Consider the following 17,023-nt stretch of genomic DNA (forward strand, 5'->3'; position numbering starts at 1 on the left):
CGACGCGTCGGTACCGCCACTCCCACCTGCTGAGAGGCCGCTCGTGGTGCCACTCGGCGGGTTGACCGGACCACCGCGCGTGGTGAACACTGCCGAACGCTACCTCAGCCGTGAATGTTATATCCACAGCACAGAATGTTATTGTCGGCCCGTCGGATGGGAACAGGACCGAGGAATGTCACAGGACAAGAACCGCCATGGGCCCTCGCAGCGCCGTCGCGAGCTCTCGGACCATGTGCTGGCCGAGGGGTCGGTCTCGGCGGCCGATCTGGCCGAGCGGTTCGGTGTGAGTCTGATGACCATCTACCGGGACATCGACGAGCTGGAGCGCGAAGGCATCCTGCGCAAGTTCCGCGGTGGTGTCACGGTCCAGCCGTCCGGTGTGTTCGAGAGCAACGTCGCCTTCCGCAAGAAGACGATGGTGGCCGAGAAGGAGGCCATCGCCGCCAAGGCGGCGACCCTGATCGAACCCGGCATGTCCGTCATGATCGACGACTCGACGACCGCGCTGGAACTGGCCAGGCTGCTGCCCGCCATCGAACCGCTGACCGTGGTCACCAACTTCCTCGAAGCCCTCAACCTGCTCGCCGACGAGCGCGGACTGCACCTGATGGCGCTCGGCGGCGACTACGACCGGCTGCACGACTCCTTCCTCGGCGTGCCGTGCGTGGAGGCCGTCGAGGCGCTGCGGGTGGATCTGTGCTTCGTCTCCACCTCGTCCGTCCTCGGCGACTACGCCTTCCACCAGGAGCAGCGGATCGTCGCGGTCAAGCGGGCGATGCTGAAGGCGGCGGGCCGCAACGTGCTGATGATCGACCACTCCAAGCTGGGCCGCACCGCGCTGCACCGGCTGGCCCCGCTCTCCACCTTCGACCTCATATTGGTCGACGACCGGACCCCGCCCGACGTCCTGCGCTCCCTCGAAGAGACCGGCGTCCCCTACGAGACCGCCCCGACCTGATACGACACCGCTCCGACCTGAGCACCCGAAGGAGACCTCGGCCATGAGAATCCTCGCTGCGGGCGACCATTTCGTCGCCCCCGATCTGCTCACCAGGGAGCTGACGGCCGAGATCGGTACCGGTCACTCCGTCGAAGAACTCCGGCTGCCGTGGCCGCTGACCCCCTTCGGGCCTGTGGCCGAGGTCGACGAGGCGTCGGGGGACGAGGACACCATGCTCACCGCGCTGCGCGGGGTGGAGGTGTGTGTCACCCAAATGGCCCCGCTGACCAGGAAGATCCTCGACGGCGCCTCCGATCTGCGGCTGGTCGTCATCGGCAGGGGCGGTCCCGTCAACGTCAACCTCGAAGCGGCGAAGGAACACGGCGTCCAGGTCTGCAACACACCGGGGCGCAACGCGGCGGCCACCGCCGAGTACACGGTCGGACTGATGCTCGCTGCGATGCGCCGCATCCCCGAGACGTCCGCGGCGCTCGCCGCGGGCCGGTGGGCCGGCGAGTTCTACACGTACGACAACTGCGGCCCGGGCCTCGACGGCGCGAGCGTCGGGCTGATCGGCTGCGGGGCCGTCGGCAGCAGGGTGGCGCGCGCCCTGACCGCGCTCGGCGCGCGGGTACGGCTCTACGATCCGTACGCCGACCCGGCGACGCTGCGGGAGTCGGGCGAGCCCGTCGCCGACCTGGACGACCTGCTGCGCGGCTCCGACGTGGTGTCGCTGCACGCGCGGCTGACGCCGGAGACCCGCGGTCTGCTCGGCGCCCGCGAACTGGCGCTGCTGCCCGAGGGCGCGGTCGTCGTGAACTGTGCGCGCGGCGCGCTGCTGGACGAGGAAGCCCTGTGCGACGCTCTGGAGTCGGGCCGGCTCGCCGCGGCCGGACTCGACGTCTTCGCCGTGGAGCCCCCGCTGCCCGACTCCCGGCTGCGCAGCGCTCCCCGGCTGGTCATGACGCCCCATCTGGCGGGCGCCAACACGTCCGTCGCGCACAACGCGGCCCGGATCGCCGCCGCGGAGGTGGGCAGGTTCCTGCGCGGTGAGCCACTGGCACACCGCGTCATCTGAAGGTCTTTCAGCCGAGGAAAGGAACGCACGGTGTTCGTCGGACTGGACATGGGAACCTCGGTCGCCAAGGCGGCGGCCTTCGCCGATGACGGCACGACCCTGCGCGTCGAATCGACGCCGATCTCGCTCGGCGGGCACGGCGAGAACGTCGAGCAGGACGTCGAGGAGGTGGTGCGCGCCGCCACCGGCGTCATCGCCGCGGTCACCGAAGGGCAGGCCCCCGCGCTGGTCGCCGTCACCGGACAGGGCGACGGACTGTGGCTGGTCGACGCCGAAGGCCGGGCCGTACGCCCCGCCATGTCCTGGATGGACGGCAGGGCCGGCGGCCTGGTGGCCGACTGGATGGCGGACGGTACGGCCGACCGGCTCTACCGGCGGACCGGCAACGTGCTGTTCCCCGGCTCGGCGGGGCCGCTGCTGGCCTGGCTCGACCGCAACGAACCCGCGTCCCTCGACGCCGCCACGACGGCCGCCTGCTGCAAGGACGTCATTCATCTGCGGCTCACCGGCGAGCGCGGCACCGACCTCTCCGACGCGTCGGTGCCCTTCCTCGACCCGCGCACCCGCACCTACGCGCCCGAAGCGCTCGCCGCCCTCGGCATCGAACACCGCGCGGGGCTGCTGCCGCCCATCGCCGCGACCCTGCCCTACGGGGAGGCGCGCGAGCACATCGAGGGACTGACCCGAGGCACCCCCGTCACCTCGGGCCCCTACGACCTGCCGGCCTGCGCCACGGGCGCGGGCGTGACCGAGCCGGGGGACGGGCTGCTCACCGTCGGTACGACCCTGGCCTGCCAGGTCGTCGTGGAACGCGTCGCCCTCGACGACGACCCGGTCGGCTTCCATCTCGCCACGGCCAGGGCGGACCGCCATATGCGGGCCCTGCCAGCGATGACCGGCACGGTCGCGCTCGACTGGGTGCTCGGCCTCACCGGCACGACCCACGACCAGCTCTCCGAACTGCTCGACGCGTCACCGCGCGGCGCGCGCGGCGTGGCGGCGCTGCCCTATCTGTCCCCGTCCGGCGAACGCTCGCCGTTCGTCGACCCCATGGCGCGCGCCGAGTTCACCGGACTCGATCTGCGGGCCACCCGCGCCGACCTGGTCCGCGCCATGTGCGAGGCCATCGCCTTCGCGGCCCGGCACTGTCTGGAAGCGGCAGGTCTGACGGGCCAGTTGGCGGTCTGCGGCGGCGGCGCCCGCAACTCCGCCTGGCTGCGGCTGTTCGCCGACGTACTGGGCCGTCCGCTGCGCGTGGCGCGTGGTCCCGAACCCGGCGCGCGCGGCGCGGTGCTGGCCGCCGTCGCCGCCCACGGCGACACACTGGGACAGCGGTTGGACATCGCGGAGTGGACCGCCCCCGAAGCGGTCGTCGACCCCGATCCGGCCGGTGTCACGTTCTACGACGAGGCGTACGTCGACTATCTGTTCCGGGTCGCGAGCGCGCGTGAACGCTGGCACGGCCCCGCCGACACCCGGGGCAGCGGGCGGGGGAGCGGCCGGTCCTGACCGCTCAGTCCGTGCTCCGCTCGGTCTGCGCCGGTAGCGGCGGCGCGGGCCGCTGGTGCGGCAGCAGCCGGGTGGCCGGGGACGGTACGACCGTGCCGGTGAGCAGCCGTACGGGCCCCAGCAGGCCGGTGACCCGCTGGCCGGGGAAGACGAAGTGCGTGGGGCTCGACGCGTCCAACCGGGGCGCGAGCGTGCCGAACACGGTGACCTCGACGGTGTTCGGTCCCGGCGTCGTCAGCCCGGTCAGGTCGAAGACGTACGGCGAGCAGACGCGTACGCCTGCGGCGACACCGCCGACCGACACCTCGGCCGTCCCGCGCACCCGGCCGAGGTCGAGGGAGACCCGGCCGTCCGCCGCGTCGGCCGGGAGCCGCACGACCCGGCTGTAGCGGACCCCGCCGCTGTACTCGGCGAGGCCGTTGGTCTCCCAGTCACCGGTCCTGATCCGCCCCGGGCCGACCTCACAGCGCACCGGCCCCGCGAGGGCCGCCCCGCCCTCATGGCCCGGGTGCGGTTCCACCCGCAGGGCGGCCGACCGTACGCCGGTGGCGGCGCCGCCCTCCGCCAGGTCGGCGGTCAGTGTGCCGTCCGCGTCCGCCGTCGCGCCGCGTGCCACGCCGTCCACGTACACCGTGCCCCTGCCGTGCAGCCGCACGGTCAACCGTCGTGCGCCGGGCGGCAGTTCGAACCGCAGCCACTCCACCGACGGCCGGGTGCCCGGCACGGCGAAGCCGACGGGGACCACCGTGCCGTCGTCAGCGTCAGGGTCCAGCCAAGCGGCGCCGGGCAGCGGGTGCGGTCTGCGGCGCAGATACAGCGCCGCCGGATCGCCCACCGGCTCGCGGCGTACCGCCACCGGCACCCGTTCGCCGTCGCGGTCCGCCCACCAGGTGGCGTCGCTGTGGGCGGTCGCGACGACGGCCGCCTCGCCGTCGTGGCAGATCGCGTCCACGAGGACGGCGGGATCGCCGCCCGTGCTCTCCACCGCTATCTCGTTGTCGCCCGCCCGGAGAGCGCCGGTGATGTCGTGCCGGCGCACGCGCGGTACGGCGTGTTCGGCGTACGGGTCGAAGCCGCCGTGTCTGCCGACCACTTGACCATTGACCCACAGCACGCACCGCCCACGGGCGGCCACTTGAACCACGGCGCGGGTCGGCGTTCCGGTCAGTGTCAGGGTCGTACCGACGCGTGCGGTGCCCGGACCTGCCCCGGCCGATATCCACTCGGGCCGCCCGTAGCGGTCCGGATGGCGGACGAGCGCCACATGGGCGCGCAGCTCGACGTCCTGGTCGGGTGTCAGCTCCAGCTCCAGCAGCTGACGGCCGGCACCCAACTGGACTGTTCCCAGGGCGAGATGTCCGCCGTCGTCCAGGTCGACCGGCTGCCCGGCGAGACGGGCGGACTTCGCCGCCGCGGCGCCGATCGCGAGATGTCCCTCGAAGGCCTCGGACAGGAGCAGTTCGACCGCCACCCGTACGGTCGTCCCGGCCGGTGTCGGGCCGATGTGGATGAACTCCTCCGGCACATGGCCCTTGGGGCCCAGGACGGGACGGTGCACCGGATCCTTGTGGATGCCAAGGGAGTTGGACCACTCCAGCACTCTGACTGTCTCCCCGTCCGCGTCACGCAGCACGGCGTGCGGTCCGAACGTGGCGTGCACGAGGGGCTGTTGTTCCTTGGCCGGAGGGGCGGTGCCCCCCGACACCGCCCACCCGTCGCGTACGCCGTCGTCGCCGGGGCCTTCCGCCCGGTGCCGGAACGTACGCAGCTCGGTGTGGACCTGACCGTCCCGCACCACGGCAGCGGGACGGTCGAAGTCGCCCCAGGTGTTGTCCGCCGTCGGCACGAGACACATGTCCCAGTCCGCCTCGGCGGGGATCACCACAGAGCCGTCCGCGCCGGCGGACCCGACGACCTCCGGACCCGGCGGGTCATCGGAACCGGCGGGGAACACCAGCACAGCGGCGGGACCCGCGTCGAAGGGCACATCGACCTCGCGGCACCCCGGTTCGTCCGTGGCGTCCCCGACCGGCAGGGGACGGGGCGCACCGCCGAACGGGTCCAGGAGTACGGCGGGTCCTGCCACGCCGCGTACCCGCACCCGCGCGGTGCGTGCGTAGCGGCCGGGGTCGAAGTCGTAGCGCGCGTCGAGCCAGCCGAGCGCGGCGCCCCGCTCGTCGGGCGCGGCGACGGCCGCCCGGGTCGCGTGCGGCGTGCCCGCCGTCAGGAACACCACGGTGGCGTCCCCCACCCGGCGGGCGAGCACGGGCACCGTCGCCTCGACGGCCGGGCGCTGCCCGGGAAGCACATCGGACAGCACACCCGCCAGCTCCTGCGCCGTGGGTACGAACACGGCGCGGCCGTCGGCGAAGCAGGCCCGCAGCGCCGCAAGCGTGACGGCGTCGGCGTCGGCGTCCGTGCCCACGATCTCCTCGGGTACGGCCCCGAGCGCGACGAGGCGTCCGCCCGCCGACGCGAACTCCACCAACCGCCGCGCGGTCCGCGCCTCAAGGACCGTGCACGCGGGCAGCAGCACCGTCGCGTACCGCTCATCGGCGACACAGAGCCGGGTCCCGTCGGTGCCTCCGTCGCGCACCGCCGCCCGTGCCAGTGAGGCGTCGTCGATCACGTCGGCGTCGTGGCCGAGCCGGTCGAGCACCCCGGGCCTGGTGTGGAACCAGGTCATGTCACCGACGAGTTCCAGATACACCGCCTGGGCGCGGGCCGCTGCCGCCGACACACCGTCCAGAGCCGTGCCGGCCTGCGCCGTCGTGGTGGGCAGCAGCACCGCGACCTCGCACAGATGGCGGCCGAGGCTCAGGATCGCGCACAGCCGCGTCACGGCGTCGGCGAAGACCCGGTGGTGGCGCCAGTACGGCTGCCGCCAGTCGGTGCCGGGCGGCGCCCACTCCCACCAGCCGCCCTTGGTCGTCGCGTACACCGCGTGCGGGTTGTAGAGGGTCGCTCCCGCGCGCAGCCACGGCAGCAGCCAGTCGAACGTCTCCTCCAGGGTCCCGCCCCACCCGGTGGAGTGGAACGCCTCGATCCAGGTGCGCCGGCCGCCGTACAGATGCGCCAGCGAGGAGTGGATACGGGCGTCGCCGTGGTGGTCCGAGCCGGGGGCCGAGAACCAGCGGTGGGTCCTGGCGTAGTCCGCGTACAACTCGACGCCGCCGACCGGGTGTCCGGCGCGTGCCGGGTCCTGCTGGTCGCAGCCGACGAGCAGCCCGTGCCGCTCGTGCCACCCCGCGAGCGGCCGGAAGAACGCCTCCTCGGCCAGCTCCGCCCGGGTCAGCTGGTAGTCGTGGCGTATCCGGCCGGTGTCCGGTCCCGCCCCGGCGCCGCCGTCGTACAGCGCGTCGAGGTACGGCACGAGGTCGTAGCCGCGCAGCCGCAGGAAGTTGGCGGCGAACCCGGCCGACCAGGTGGGCAGGGACGGCAGTTCGTCCTGGAACGAGCCGACGACGACGGTCCCGAGCCGGTCGCCGAGGTGCCGCTCGAAGGCACCGTGCACCCGGTCGAGAAGCGCGGCGCACGCCTCGGCGCCGAGGTAGTCGAAGCCCAGCGCGACATGGTGATGGAGCGTCAGCCGCCAGCGCCCCGGGCCCGGCGGCCGTACGGTCCGCCCCTCGACGGTGACGGTGACGGCCGGACCCGTCACCCGCCCCGCCTGGTCGAGGGGTTCCGCGTGGCCGCCGACCGGCTGCCCCTCGGGCGGGCAGCTCAGCTCCCCGGCACCGTCCACGACCGCACGCACCCGCTCCAGCCGGCGGCCCGCGTACTGCGGCCGCTCGTCCACGAGACGGGCCTGCAGATCGGCGCCCGAGAAGCCCAACTGGTCGTAGAACCAGAGGAACACGCCCAGCTCGGCCGCGTCCTCGCACACCCCGTCGAGCAGCGCCCACCAGGCGTCGCTCATGAACGGCGGATCGTCCGCGTCGGAGCCGAACAGGGGTCCTGACGGCGCCAGATTGAGGATGACGAGGTTGAACACCCCGCCCTCGGCAAACCGTTCGAGCTGAGCCCGCAGCCGCGCCCGGTCCAGGCGCTCCCCGCTCCACCACCAGATGGCGGTGGGCGAGAAGGCCCTCGGCGGTGCGGCGAGGATCGCGGCTATCTCTCCCGGGAGGCCGTCAGCCCTTGAGCCCACCTGCGAACCCCTTGATCACGAAACGCTGGAGGAACAGGAAGATGACGAGGATCGGCAGCGCGGCGAGCGCCAGACCCGCGAAGACCAGGCCGTAGTCGGAGACGTACTGCCCGACGAACGAGAAGATCCCCACCGGCACGGTCTCCTTGCCGGAGCCGCCCAGGTACAGCAGCGGGGTGAAGAAGTCGTTCCAGATGAAGACCGCGTTCAGAATGATCACGGTGCCGGTGATCGGCCGCAGCAGCGGGAAGACGATCCGGGTGAACGCCTGCCGGTGGTTGCACCCGTCGATCAGCGCCGCCTGCGCGTAGTCCGCCGGCAGCGCCCGGATGAATCCGGTGTAGAGGAAGACGGTGAACGGCAGTTGGATGCCGGTGTAGAACAGGATCATGCCCTGGTAGGTGCCGAGCCAGCCGAGGTCGTCGACCAGTCTGTACAGCGGGATCATGCCGAGCTGGAACGGCAGGACGATCCCCAGCAGGAACAGGACGTACAGCCCGTAGCCGAGGCCCCGGACACACCGCGCCAGGTAGTAGGCGCCGGTCGAGCCGACCACGATGAGCAGCAGCAGACTGACGGCGGTGATGACCGCGCTGTTCACCAGGGCCGACCCGAGGGACGCGGACGACCAGGCGTTGCCGAAGTTGTCGAAGGTGGGTGAGGTCGGCGGCGACAGGGGTGAGTCGGCGATCTGCGACGGGGTCTTGAGCGCCAGCGTGAGCAGGGCGTACACCGGGAACAGGAAGACGACGGCGGCAGCGATCATCACCAGTTCGAGGGCGTAACGCCCGTACCCGGGCCGTCGCTTGCGGCGTGCCGTGACGGGCCGCTCGGCGCCGGTGTTGACCCCGCCGGCCGTGAAGGTACTCACGCGGTGACCTCCCGGGCACGCAGATAACGGAGTTGGATCAGGGAGACGGCGGCCACGAACAGCGCGAGGACCAGCGCCACAGCCGTGCTGTAGCCGAACTTCCCGTAGACGAACGCTTCCTTGTAGAGCACGGTCGACAGCGTCTCGCTCGATGTGCCGGGGCCGCCGTTGGTCGCCGCGTACACCTGGTCGAAGAGCTTCAGGCCGCCGATCGTGGACAGCATCAGGTTGATGGTCAGTGCCGGTGCCAGCAGCGGCCAGGTGACGTAGCGGAACCGCTGCCAGGTGCCGGCGCCGTCGATCCGCGCCGCCTCGTGGAGTTCGGCGGGCACGCCCTGCAGACCGGCCAGGAAGATCACCATCGAGTAGCCGGCGTACTGCCACACGACCATCGCCGCCACGGACCACAGCGCGAGCGACGGGTTGCCCAGCCAGTCCTGGCGCAGACTGCCCAGACCGACGGCGCCGAGAATGCCGTTGAGCCCCGCGCCGTTGTCGGGGTTGTAGACGTACTTCCAGAGGAACGCCACCATCACCGGGCTGACCACGGCGGGCGCGAAGAAGATCACTCGCAGCAGCGCCCTGGACTTGATGTTGGCGTTCACGCCGAGCGCCAGCAGCAGCCCGATGCCGTTCTGCACGACGACGACGGCGACGGTCAGCAGCAGTGTGTTGGTGACGGACTGGATGGCGCGGTCGTCGCCGAGCAGGGTGTGGAAGTTGGCGAGGCCCACGAACGAGAACGATCCGATGCCGGACCAGTCGGTGAACGCGTAGACCACACCGGCGATGCTCGGGTACAGGACGACGATCGCGTACACGACGAGCGCCGGAACGACGAACATCCACGGCGGAACGGTGGGGTCACGGCGGCCGGGCCGGGGTCCGGCGAAACGGAGCCGGAGGGGTACGGTACGGGGCCGGGGCTTGGCGGTCCGGGGCTCGGGTCCCGCGGTACGAGGTTCTTTCACGACTGCTTCCCGTAGGCCTTGTCCATCTCGCCCAGTGCGCCCTTCACATCGGTCTTGCCGGCGAGCAGGTCTTGTACGGCGGCGAAGTGGGCCGGCTGCACCTCGGCGTTGGGCCAGCGCTGGTCCATGAAGGGGACGGCGCGGTTGTCGTCGATGATGGGCAGGAACTCCTTGAGCGCCGGGTCCAGTTGGGTGGTGGAGTCGCGGGTGAACGGGATGGCCGAGACCGCCGTCGCCCAGGCGTTGAGGTTCTCCTGCTTGCCGAGGAATTCGATGAACTGCCTGCCCTTGGCGGCGTTCTTGGCCCGCGCCGACACCCCGAGACCGACCACGACACCCGCCGGGATCCACAGCTTCGCCGGGTCGTCCCCGCCGGGCAACGGGAACATGCTGATGTCGTCCGGGGTCTTCGCGGCCTGCCGGAAGTTGGTCAGCACGGACGACACCTGCACGGCCATGGCCGCCTTGCCCGTGGCGACCATCGAGGTCTGCTGCTCGTACGTGGTGCCGTTGGGGTTGTCGTTGAAGAAGCCGCGCTTCTGCAGGTTCTGGTACTTGCCCATGGCGTCGGCCCAGCCCGAGTCGGCGAACTTGGCGCGCCCTGCCGCCATGTCGTCGTCGAACGTGGCGTTCTCGGCGTAGACCGCGTTGGGCACCAGTGCGTAGGTGATCAGCTGGGTGACCCACGGGGTCTGTGCGCCCAGTGCGATCGGCACCACGCCCTTGGCCTTCAACTTGCCGCAGACTTCGAGCAGTTCGGACCAGGTCTTGGGCGGCTCGACACCGGCGTCGGCGAACACCTTCTTGTTGTAGATGGCGCCGATGGTGCTGCTGCCGGCCGAGTACAGATAGGTCTTGCCGTCCCTGCGGTACGCGGCGTCGAAGCCCTTCGGGATGGTCTTCGTCCACGCCTGGTCGTCGAGGTCGGCCAGCAGCCCCGCCTTGGCCAGCTCGACCATGGACATCGCGCTGCCACTGCCCGGGTAGAGCACGTGCACATCAGGGGCGTTGCCGCCGGCGAGCTGGGTCCGCACCACCGTCTGCACCTGGTCGGTCGGTGCGAAGGAGGTGCTGAACGCGGTGTCCGGGTGGCTCTTGCGGTAGACGGCGAGCAGGTCGGTGATCGGCTTCTGTTCGTCGGCGACACCGACGATACGTACCTTGCCCGATCCGCCGCTCGACCCCGAACACGCCGTGAGGACCGAAGGGAGCGCGGTGGCGGCCACGACCCCGCCGCCGACGCGGAGGAACCCCCGGCGGCTCACCGTGCCCCGGCCGGGCAGACTTCGGGAACCCGTGCTCATGGTGTGTCCTCCTCATGGAGACCGGCGGGCGGTCGCTCCGCCGGAGAGAATGCCGCGGTGAAGTGGTAGGCCCCCGAAGCCACCCGGTAGTGGGCGTGGCCGGGGCCCGTACCGATCAGGGCGGCGTGGCCGCTGTCGCCCGGCGCCGCTTCGGCTTCGCGCACCGAGCCGGGATCGGTGGTGGGGACGAACACGTCAGCGGTGGCACCCGGCGGCACCTGCACCCGCAGGCTGAGACCGTCGCCCCTGCGCCGCCAGCCGGCCGCCACGGTGCCGCGCGCCGACTCGTAGCGGGCGCTCGCGTAGGTGAGGGCGCCGGGCTCGGGCCGTACTCGCAGCCGCCGGTAGGCGACGGAGTCCTCGGCCTGGTCCACACCGGCGACGCCCCGGTACAGCCATTCGCCGATGGAGCCGAGCGCGTAGTGGTTGAAGGAGTTCATCGCCGGTGCCCGGAAGCCGCCGTCGGGCGTCCAGCCGTCCCACCGCTCCCAGATGGTGGTGGCACCGTGCCGCAGTGGGAACAGCCACGACGGCACTTTCGTGCGGCGCAGCAGCGCGTGGGCCAGATCGGCGCGCCCGTACGCGTCGAGCACGGGCGCCGCGAGCGCCACACCGACGAAGCCCGTCTGCAGAGCGGGTCCCGCCGCCTCGACCAGTTCGGCGAGGCGCTTCGCGGCGCCTTCGGTGAGGTGGTCGGGCAGCAGGCCGAAGGCGAGCGAGACCAGATAGCCGGTCTGCGTGTCACCGGCCACCCGCAACCGCCGTTCGCAGTCCGTGCCTTCCGGGCCCTCGACGGTGACGAAGCGCTCGACGAACGCGGACCTGATCGCCGCGGCCAGCCGGTGGTGCGCCTCCGCCACGTCGTGCCGTCCCAGCGCGTCGGCCGCCAGCGCCGTGAGCCGGGCGCTGTGCGCGAAGTAGGCGGTGGCGATGACCTCGCGCGGGGTGGGCGTGCCGGGGGCGAGCCAGTCGGAGAAGTGCGGGCCCACCCGGTGGCGCCAGATCAGATCGGGGTTGTGCCGGTGGATCAGGGCGACCCAGCCGCGCATGCCGTCCAGCGCGCGGGAGAGGAACCGCGGGTCACCGTAGGTCCGGTAGAGGTGCCACGGCACGATCACCCCGGCGTCGCCCCAGCCCGGCGCCCCTTCGTCGGCGACACCCGCGAGGCGCGGCGCCACGTTCGTGAAGCCGCCCTCGGGCGTGCGGGCGTCGTCCACGTCGCGCAGCCACTTGGTGAAGAAGGCCGCCACATCGGCGTTGAGGGCGGCCGTGGGAAGGAAGACCTGCGCGTCGGCCAGCCAGCCGAGCCGCTCGTCACGCTGCGGGCAGTCGGTCGGCACACTGACGAAGTTGGAGCGCTGCCCCCACTCCACACACGCGTGGAGCCGGCGGATGTCAGGATCCGAGCAGTCGAAGGAACCGGCCCAGGGGGTGTCGCTGTGCAGTGCGACAGCCACCACGTCGTCGCCGCTCAGCGCCGGTACGCCGGTGATCTCCGCGTAACGGAAGCCGTGGTACGTGAACTTCGGCTCGAAGTCGATGTGCCGGCGGCCGTCACCGATCAGTACGTCCGTCGCGGCGGCCGTGCGCAGATTGGCGGTGTACAGGCGCTGGTTCTCGTCCAGCACCTCGGCGTGCCGGACGACCACCCGGGCGCCGGCGGCGAGTCCGTCCACACCGAGCCGTACCCGCCCGGCGAGATTCTGGCCGAAGTCGACGATGTGCGTGTCCTGCGAGACACGGGTGACCGAGACGGGCCGTACCTCGGCCATGGCGCGTACGGGCTCGTCGACCGAGGCCACCAGCAGCCGGTGCTCCGCGTCGGTGATCCGGGCGGGCGACCAGTCCCGCGCGTCGAAGCCGGGCAGCTCCCAGCCGTCGACCGCGCGCCGCAGGTCGTGGCACTCACCCATCAGCAGATCGGCGTGCCGGATCGCGCCGGTGTGGGTGACCCAGCTGTCGTCGGTGACGACCGTGCTGACACTGCCGTCGGCGTGGGTCAGCTGGAGTTCGGCGATGAACTGCGGGAACGTGCCGTAGTGCGCGCCCGCCCTGCGCGGTTCGAAGCCGACGAACCCGCTCCACCAGCCGTCGGCGATCGTCGCGGCCAGGACGTTCTCACCCTGGCTGACCAGGTCGGTCACGTCGTACGTCTGGTACTGGACGCGGCGGGTGTAGTCGGTCCAGCCCGGGGCGAGTTCGGCGTCACCGACCCGGGCGCCGTTGAGCCGTACCTCGTACAGCCCGCGCGCGCTCACATAGAGCCTGGCCAGGACGAGCGGTGAGACGGCCGATCCGGAGAAGACCCGGCGCAGCAGCGGGCACGGGGCGAGACCGTGGTCGTCCAGGGCGCGCTCGCCCTCGGTCGGCGCGTCCACCACGTCGACCGGGTCGGGGTTGTGCGTGATCCAGGAGGCCCGCCACACGGACTTGCCCGACTGGCCCGCCGCGCCCGACGGCATGGCGAGACCCGTCTCGAACCAGGACACGGCGTCCGCGGGGGCGCCGTCCGACGCCGACCAGACCTCGACCCGCCAGTGGTAGCGGGTGCGCGCCCGCAGGGCGGGGCCCGCGTACCCGGCGCCGATCGCCGACGAGTCATCGACCCGCCCGCTGTCCCAGTGGGGTTGCCCGCCGTCCGCCAGTGCCTCGGGCCGCTCGGCGACCCGTACCCGGTACGCGACGGGGTCGTCGCCGCGCCGGTCGGAGGCGAGCCGCCAGGAGAGCAGCGGAGCGGAGTCGTCGATTCCGAGCGGGGTGGTGCGGTGATCGCACCGCAGGGCATAGGGCCGCAGTGCGGACACAGGCAGGTCCTCCCTTCGCACCGGACCGGCGTGAAGATGATCATCATTCAATGTGAAAACTAACGTCAATTCTGTGGCGTGGAGACTATGAGCCCCCCGCGAGCAGTGTCAAGGGTCGTGGCGGAGCGCCGATTCGCTGCCCCTCATCGTGCCGGAACTCCCGCTGGGCGCGGCTTCGACCGGCCTTGCGGCGCGGCGGTACGACCCTTGTGGCGGATGATTTGTCCGTGATATTCACTGCGTGATTACAACACGATCAAACGTGAAAATGCCCCGCGACCGATGTTCGACGCGCCGGGCGGGGGACCGGCCGACCGTCGTCGGAGGCGGGGCTGAAGTGGGTACGGGGACGGGCTAGTTGGCGCTGATCAGCGCCCGGCGCGGCCGGTGTTGTAGGCGGCGACGAGCCATTCGGTCAGGGCGAGCGCGGCTCCCGGGTCGGCGCCGGCGATCAGCCGCACCACCGTGTCGTCGTCGGGGCCGACGGAATCCAGCGCGCCGGTACGGATCAGCGCCGAGCGCAGCGCGTTCTCGGCGTCGACCGTCTCGCTGCCGGCCCTCGCCGGGGCGGGGGCCGCCTTGGCCGGGGCCTCCGGGGTCTCCGGTGCCGATGCCGCCTGGGCCTGGGCCTTCGACTCCGCCGCTTCCCGGCCGGCCCGCGCGGTCAGTTCGCCCTGGACGAAGGGGTCGCTGTCCGGGTCGTAGGGACCGTCGTGATCGGCGAGCAGCTCCTCGATCCGCTCCCACTCGGCGATCTCGGCCGAGCCGCGCTCGTCGTCGGCCGGCCCGTCCGCTTCCTTGGCCTCGTCGAGCGCCGCCGCGACCTGATGGTGCGTCATACCCTGTGCGCGCTGCCGGACCGAGGCCCGGCCGGCCTTCTGTGAGCTGCTCATTCGGCACAGCCTACGCGCGCCTCCACGGCTCCGGCACGGGGATATCGGTGTGACGGAGAGGTACCGGACGGTCACGCTCCCGCACCCGAATGGCGGCCCCCGGGCAACGCGCGCATGGTGGGAAGGGGGAAGTCCGCTTCGAGAGGGAGAAATCCTCATGGCATCCGACGGATCCACAATGACCGTCTCCAGCAACAAGAACGGCACGGTCAAGGGCAAGACCACGATCGCCGACTCGGTCGTCTCGACCATCGCCGGCATAGCGACCCGTGAGACCTCCGGGGTGTACGCCATGGGCGGCGGCGCGTCCCGCGCGCTGGGTGCGGTACGCGGGCGCATGGGCTCCGACGACCTGACGCGGGGCGTCAAGGTCGAGGTGGGCGAGAAGCAGACGGCGATCGACCTCACGGTGGTGGTCGAGTACGGCACCCCCATCGCGAAGGCGGCGGAGGACATCCAGTCCGGTGTGTCCGACGCCGTGGAGAGCATGACGGGGCTCGAAGTGGCCGAGGTCAACATCAGTGTGCTGGACGTGCACGTACCGGGGGAGGACGACGAGAACGACGACGACCGCGACTCCGACACGTCGCGCCTGCGCTGAGCGGACGGGGGCTGGTGGGTGACGGCCGCCAGTCCCCGCCCGTTCTTGGACGGCCCGTGCGGGCCCGTGCCTACAGCGTGCGCAGGATGTCCTCCACCCGCTCCTTCGCGTCGCCGAACAGCATCTGGCTGTTCTCGCGGAAGAACAGCGGGTTCTGGACGCCGGCGTACCCCGGGCTCATGGACCGCTTGAAGACGATCACGTTCTCCGCCTCCCACACCCGCAGCACCGGCATACCGGCGATCGGGCTGCTTGGGTCCTCCAGGGCGGCCGGGTTGACGGTGTCGTTCGCGCCGATCACCAGCACCACCGCCGTGCCGGCGAAATCGTCGTTGATCTCGTCCATCTCCAGCACGATGTCGTACGGCACCTTCGCCTCGGCCAGCAGCACGTTCATATGGCCGGGCAGCCGTCCCGCCACCGGATGGATCGCGAACCGCACGTCGACCCCGCGCTCCCTGAGCTTGCGGGTCAGATCGGCGACGGGGAACTGCGCCTGCGCCACCGCCATGCCGTAGCCGGGCGCGATCACCACCGAGGTGGCGTTCTTCAGCAGGTCGACGGTGTCGGCGACACTGATCTCGCGGTGCTCGCCGTAGTCGGTGTCGTCACCGCCCGTCGCCTCGGCGCCGAAACCGCCCGCGATGACCGACAGGAACGAGCGGTTCATCGCCTGGCACATGATGTACGACAGATACGCACCGGACGAGCCGACCAGCGCGCCCGTGACGATCAGGAGATTGTTGTTCAGCAGGAAACCGGAAGCGGCGGCCGCCCAGCCCGAGTAGCTGTTGAGCATCGACACGACCACCGGCATGTCGCCGCCGCCGATCGAGGCGACCAGATGCCAGCCGAGCGCGAGCGCGACCGCCGTGACGGCGATGAGCAGCCCCAGGCTCGGGTGGATGACGAACGCGACGGTCAGCCCCACGAAGGCCGCCAGCGCACCGATGTTGAGCAGGTTCTTGCCGGGCAGCATCAGCGGCCGTGAGTTGATGCGCGCCGACAGCTTGAGGAAGGCGACGACGGACCCGGTGAGGGTGACGGCGCCGATGAACACACCGATGAACACCTCGGCATGGTGGATGCGCAGCAGATCGTGGGCGATCTCGATCTCGTGCGAGCCCTTCGACTCGACGCCGAAGTAGCCGTCCCAGCCGACGAGTACGGCGGCGGCGCCGACGAAACTGTGCAGCAGCGCGATGAGTTCGGGCATGCCCGTCATCTCGACACTGCGTGCCCGCAGGATCCCGATGACCGCGCCGATGACCATGGCGACGACGATGAGCACGATGCCGGTGGCGGCGATGGACCGGGACGCCAGACCGATGGTGGCGGCCAGCGCGATGGTCATGCCGGAGATCCCGAAGACCACACCGGAGCGGGACGTCTCGTGTTTCGACAGCCCGGCGAGGCTCAGGACGAACAGCAGGGCGGCGACGATGTAGGCCGCTTGTGCGGCGGTTGCGGCAGTCATGGCGGCTCAGTCCTTCGAGAACATGCTGAGCATGCGTCGGGTCACGGCGAAACCGCCGAAGATATTGATACTGGCCAGCAGGATCGCGGCGAAGGACAACGCGGTGATGACGGTGTCCGCGCGCCCGATCTGCAGCAGCGCGCCCACCACGATGATCCCGGAGATCGCGTTCGTCACCGACATCAGCGGTGTGTGCAGGGCGTGGTGGACATGGCCGATGACGTAGTAGCCGATCACGATGGCCAGCACGAACACCGTGAAGTTGCCGATGAGCTGCGCGGGCGCGAACGCGGTGAGCAGGAACAGCAGCACCACACCCACCCCGGTGAGGGCGTACTTGCGGCGCGCCGTGAGCGGCTGCTTCTGCTCCCGTACGGCGGGCGGCGCGGCCGGCGCGGCGACGGCGGGCGCCGCCGACACCG

At 71.3% G+C, this 17,023-nt stretch carries 12 protein-coding genes; 4 read left to right on the forward strand and 8 right to left on the reverse strand.

Annotation, left to right across the window (positions count from 1 at the left end):
- Positions 1-175: 175 nt before the first annotated feature.
- From HY68_RS30200 to HY68_RS30210, 3 genes are read left to right on the forward strand one after another with little or no spacing between them, the layout of a single operon-like run.
- Positions 176-961: a DeoR/GlpR family DNA-binding transcription regulator gene (locus HY68_RS30200; RefSeq protein WP_041997810.1), complete on the forward strand. Its 786-nt coding sequence runs from the start codon at positions 176-178 to the stop codon at positions 959-961.
- Between the two features lie 43 nt (positions 962-1,004).
- Positions 1,005-2,021, forward strand: a complete 1,017-nt coding sequence (locus HY68_RS30205) for a 2-hydroxyacid dehydrogenase (protein WP_041997812.1) — start codon at positions 1,005-1,007, stop codon at positions 2,019-2,021.
- A 30-nt stretch (positions 2,022-2,051) separates the two neighbouring features.
- The gene (locus HY68_RS30210) at positions 2,052-3,530 is read left to right on the forward strand and encodes an FGGY-family carbohydrate kinase (RefSeq protein ID WP_041997814.1); all 1,479 of its coding nucleotides are present in this window, start codon (positions 2,052-2,054) and stop codon (positions 3,528-3,530) included.
- Positions 3,531-3,534: 4 nt separating this feature from the next.
- Here HY68_RS30210 and HY68_RS30215 read toward each other — a convergent pair whose 3' ends face one another.
- The 6 genes from HY68_RS30215 to HY68_RS44245 all read right to left on the reverse strand — a co-directional run bounded on the left by HY68_RS30215 (position 3,535) and on the right by HY68_RS44245 (position 14,523).
- Positions 3,535-7,680 carry a glycosyl hydrolase gene (locus tag HY68_RS30215; protein WP_198533450.1) on the reverse strand — a complete coding sequence of 1,382 codons (4,146 nt, stop codon included), beginning with the start codon at positions 7,678-7,680 and terminating at the stop codon, positions 3,535-3,537.
- Entirely contained in the window at positions 7,664-8,551 is an 888-nt protein-coding gene (locus tag HY68_RS30220; protein ID WP_241778807.1) for a carbohydrate ABC transporter permease, read from the reverse strand. Before HY68_RS30220 ends, HY68_RS30215 begins: the two co-directional genes overlap by 17 nt.
- Complete coding sequence (locus tag HY68_RS30225) at positions 8,548-9,396, reverse strand: sugar ABC transporter permease (RefSeq protein WP_041997816.1); 849 nt, start codon at positions 9,394-9,396, stop codon at positions 8,548-8,550. The genes HY68_RS30220 and HY68_RS30225 overlap by 4 nt, the downstream gene beginning before the upstream one ends.
- A 122-nt stretch (positions 9,397-9,518) precedes the next feature.
- Entirely contained in the window at positions 9,519-10,826 is a 1,308-nt protein-coding gene (locus tag HY68_RS30230) for an extracellular solute-binding protein (RefSeq protein WP_041997818.1), read from the reverse strand.
- Positions 10,823-13,630 (reverse strand): alpha-L-rhamnosidase, encoded by a 2,808-nt coding sequence (locus tag HY68_RS30235; protein ID WP_052457317.1) that lies wholly within the window; start codon positions 13,628-13,630, stop codon positions 10,823-10,825. The genes HY68_RS30230 and HY68_RS30235 overlap by 4 nt, the downstream gene beginning before the upstream one ends.
- Positions 13,631-13,998: 368 nt before the next feature.
- On the reverse strand, positions 13,999-14,523 hold the full coding sequence (locus tag HY68_RS44245; RefSeq protein ID WP_063779725.1) for a hypothetical protein: 525 nt from the start codon (positions 14,521-14,523) through the stop codon (positions 13,999-14,001).
- A 157-nt stretch (positions 14,524-14,680) separates the two neighbouring features.
- On the opposite strand from HY68_RS44245, the gene HY68_RS30245 reads away from it, so the two are divergent.
- Positions 14,681-15,124, forward strand: a complete 444-nt coding sequence (locus HY68_RS30245; RefSeq protein ID WP_041997820.1) for an Asp23/Gls24 family envelope stress response protein — start codon at positions 14,681-14,683, stop codon at positions 15,122-15,124.
- 70 nt (positions 15,125-15,194) lie between these two features.
- Here HY68_RS30245 and pntB read toward each other — a convergent pair whose 3' ends face one another.
- Together pntB and HY68_RS30255 are read right to left on the reverse strand one after the other, a co-directional pair.
- Positions 15,195-16,601 carry a Re/Si-specific NAD(P)(+) transhydrogenase subunit beta gene (gene pntB, locus HY68_RS30250; protein ID WP_041997822.1) on the reverse strand — a complete coding sequence of 469 codons (1,407 nt, stop codon included), beginning with the start codon at positions 16,599-16,601 and terminating at the stop codon, positions 15,195-15,197.
- 6 nt (positions 16,602-16,607) lie between these two features.
- Positions 16,608-17,023, reverse strand: a 416-nt coding sequence (locus HY68_RS30255; RefSeq protein ID WP_198533451.1) for a proton-translocating transhydrogenase family protein, incomplete at its 5' end; no start/stop codon positions are given.

The sequence above is a fragment of the Streptomyces sp. AcH 505 genome, assembly GCF_000818175.1.
In the GTDB taxonomy this organism is placed as follows: Bacteria; Actinomycetota; Actinomycetes; order Streptomycetales; family Streptomycetaceae; genus Streptomyces.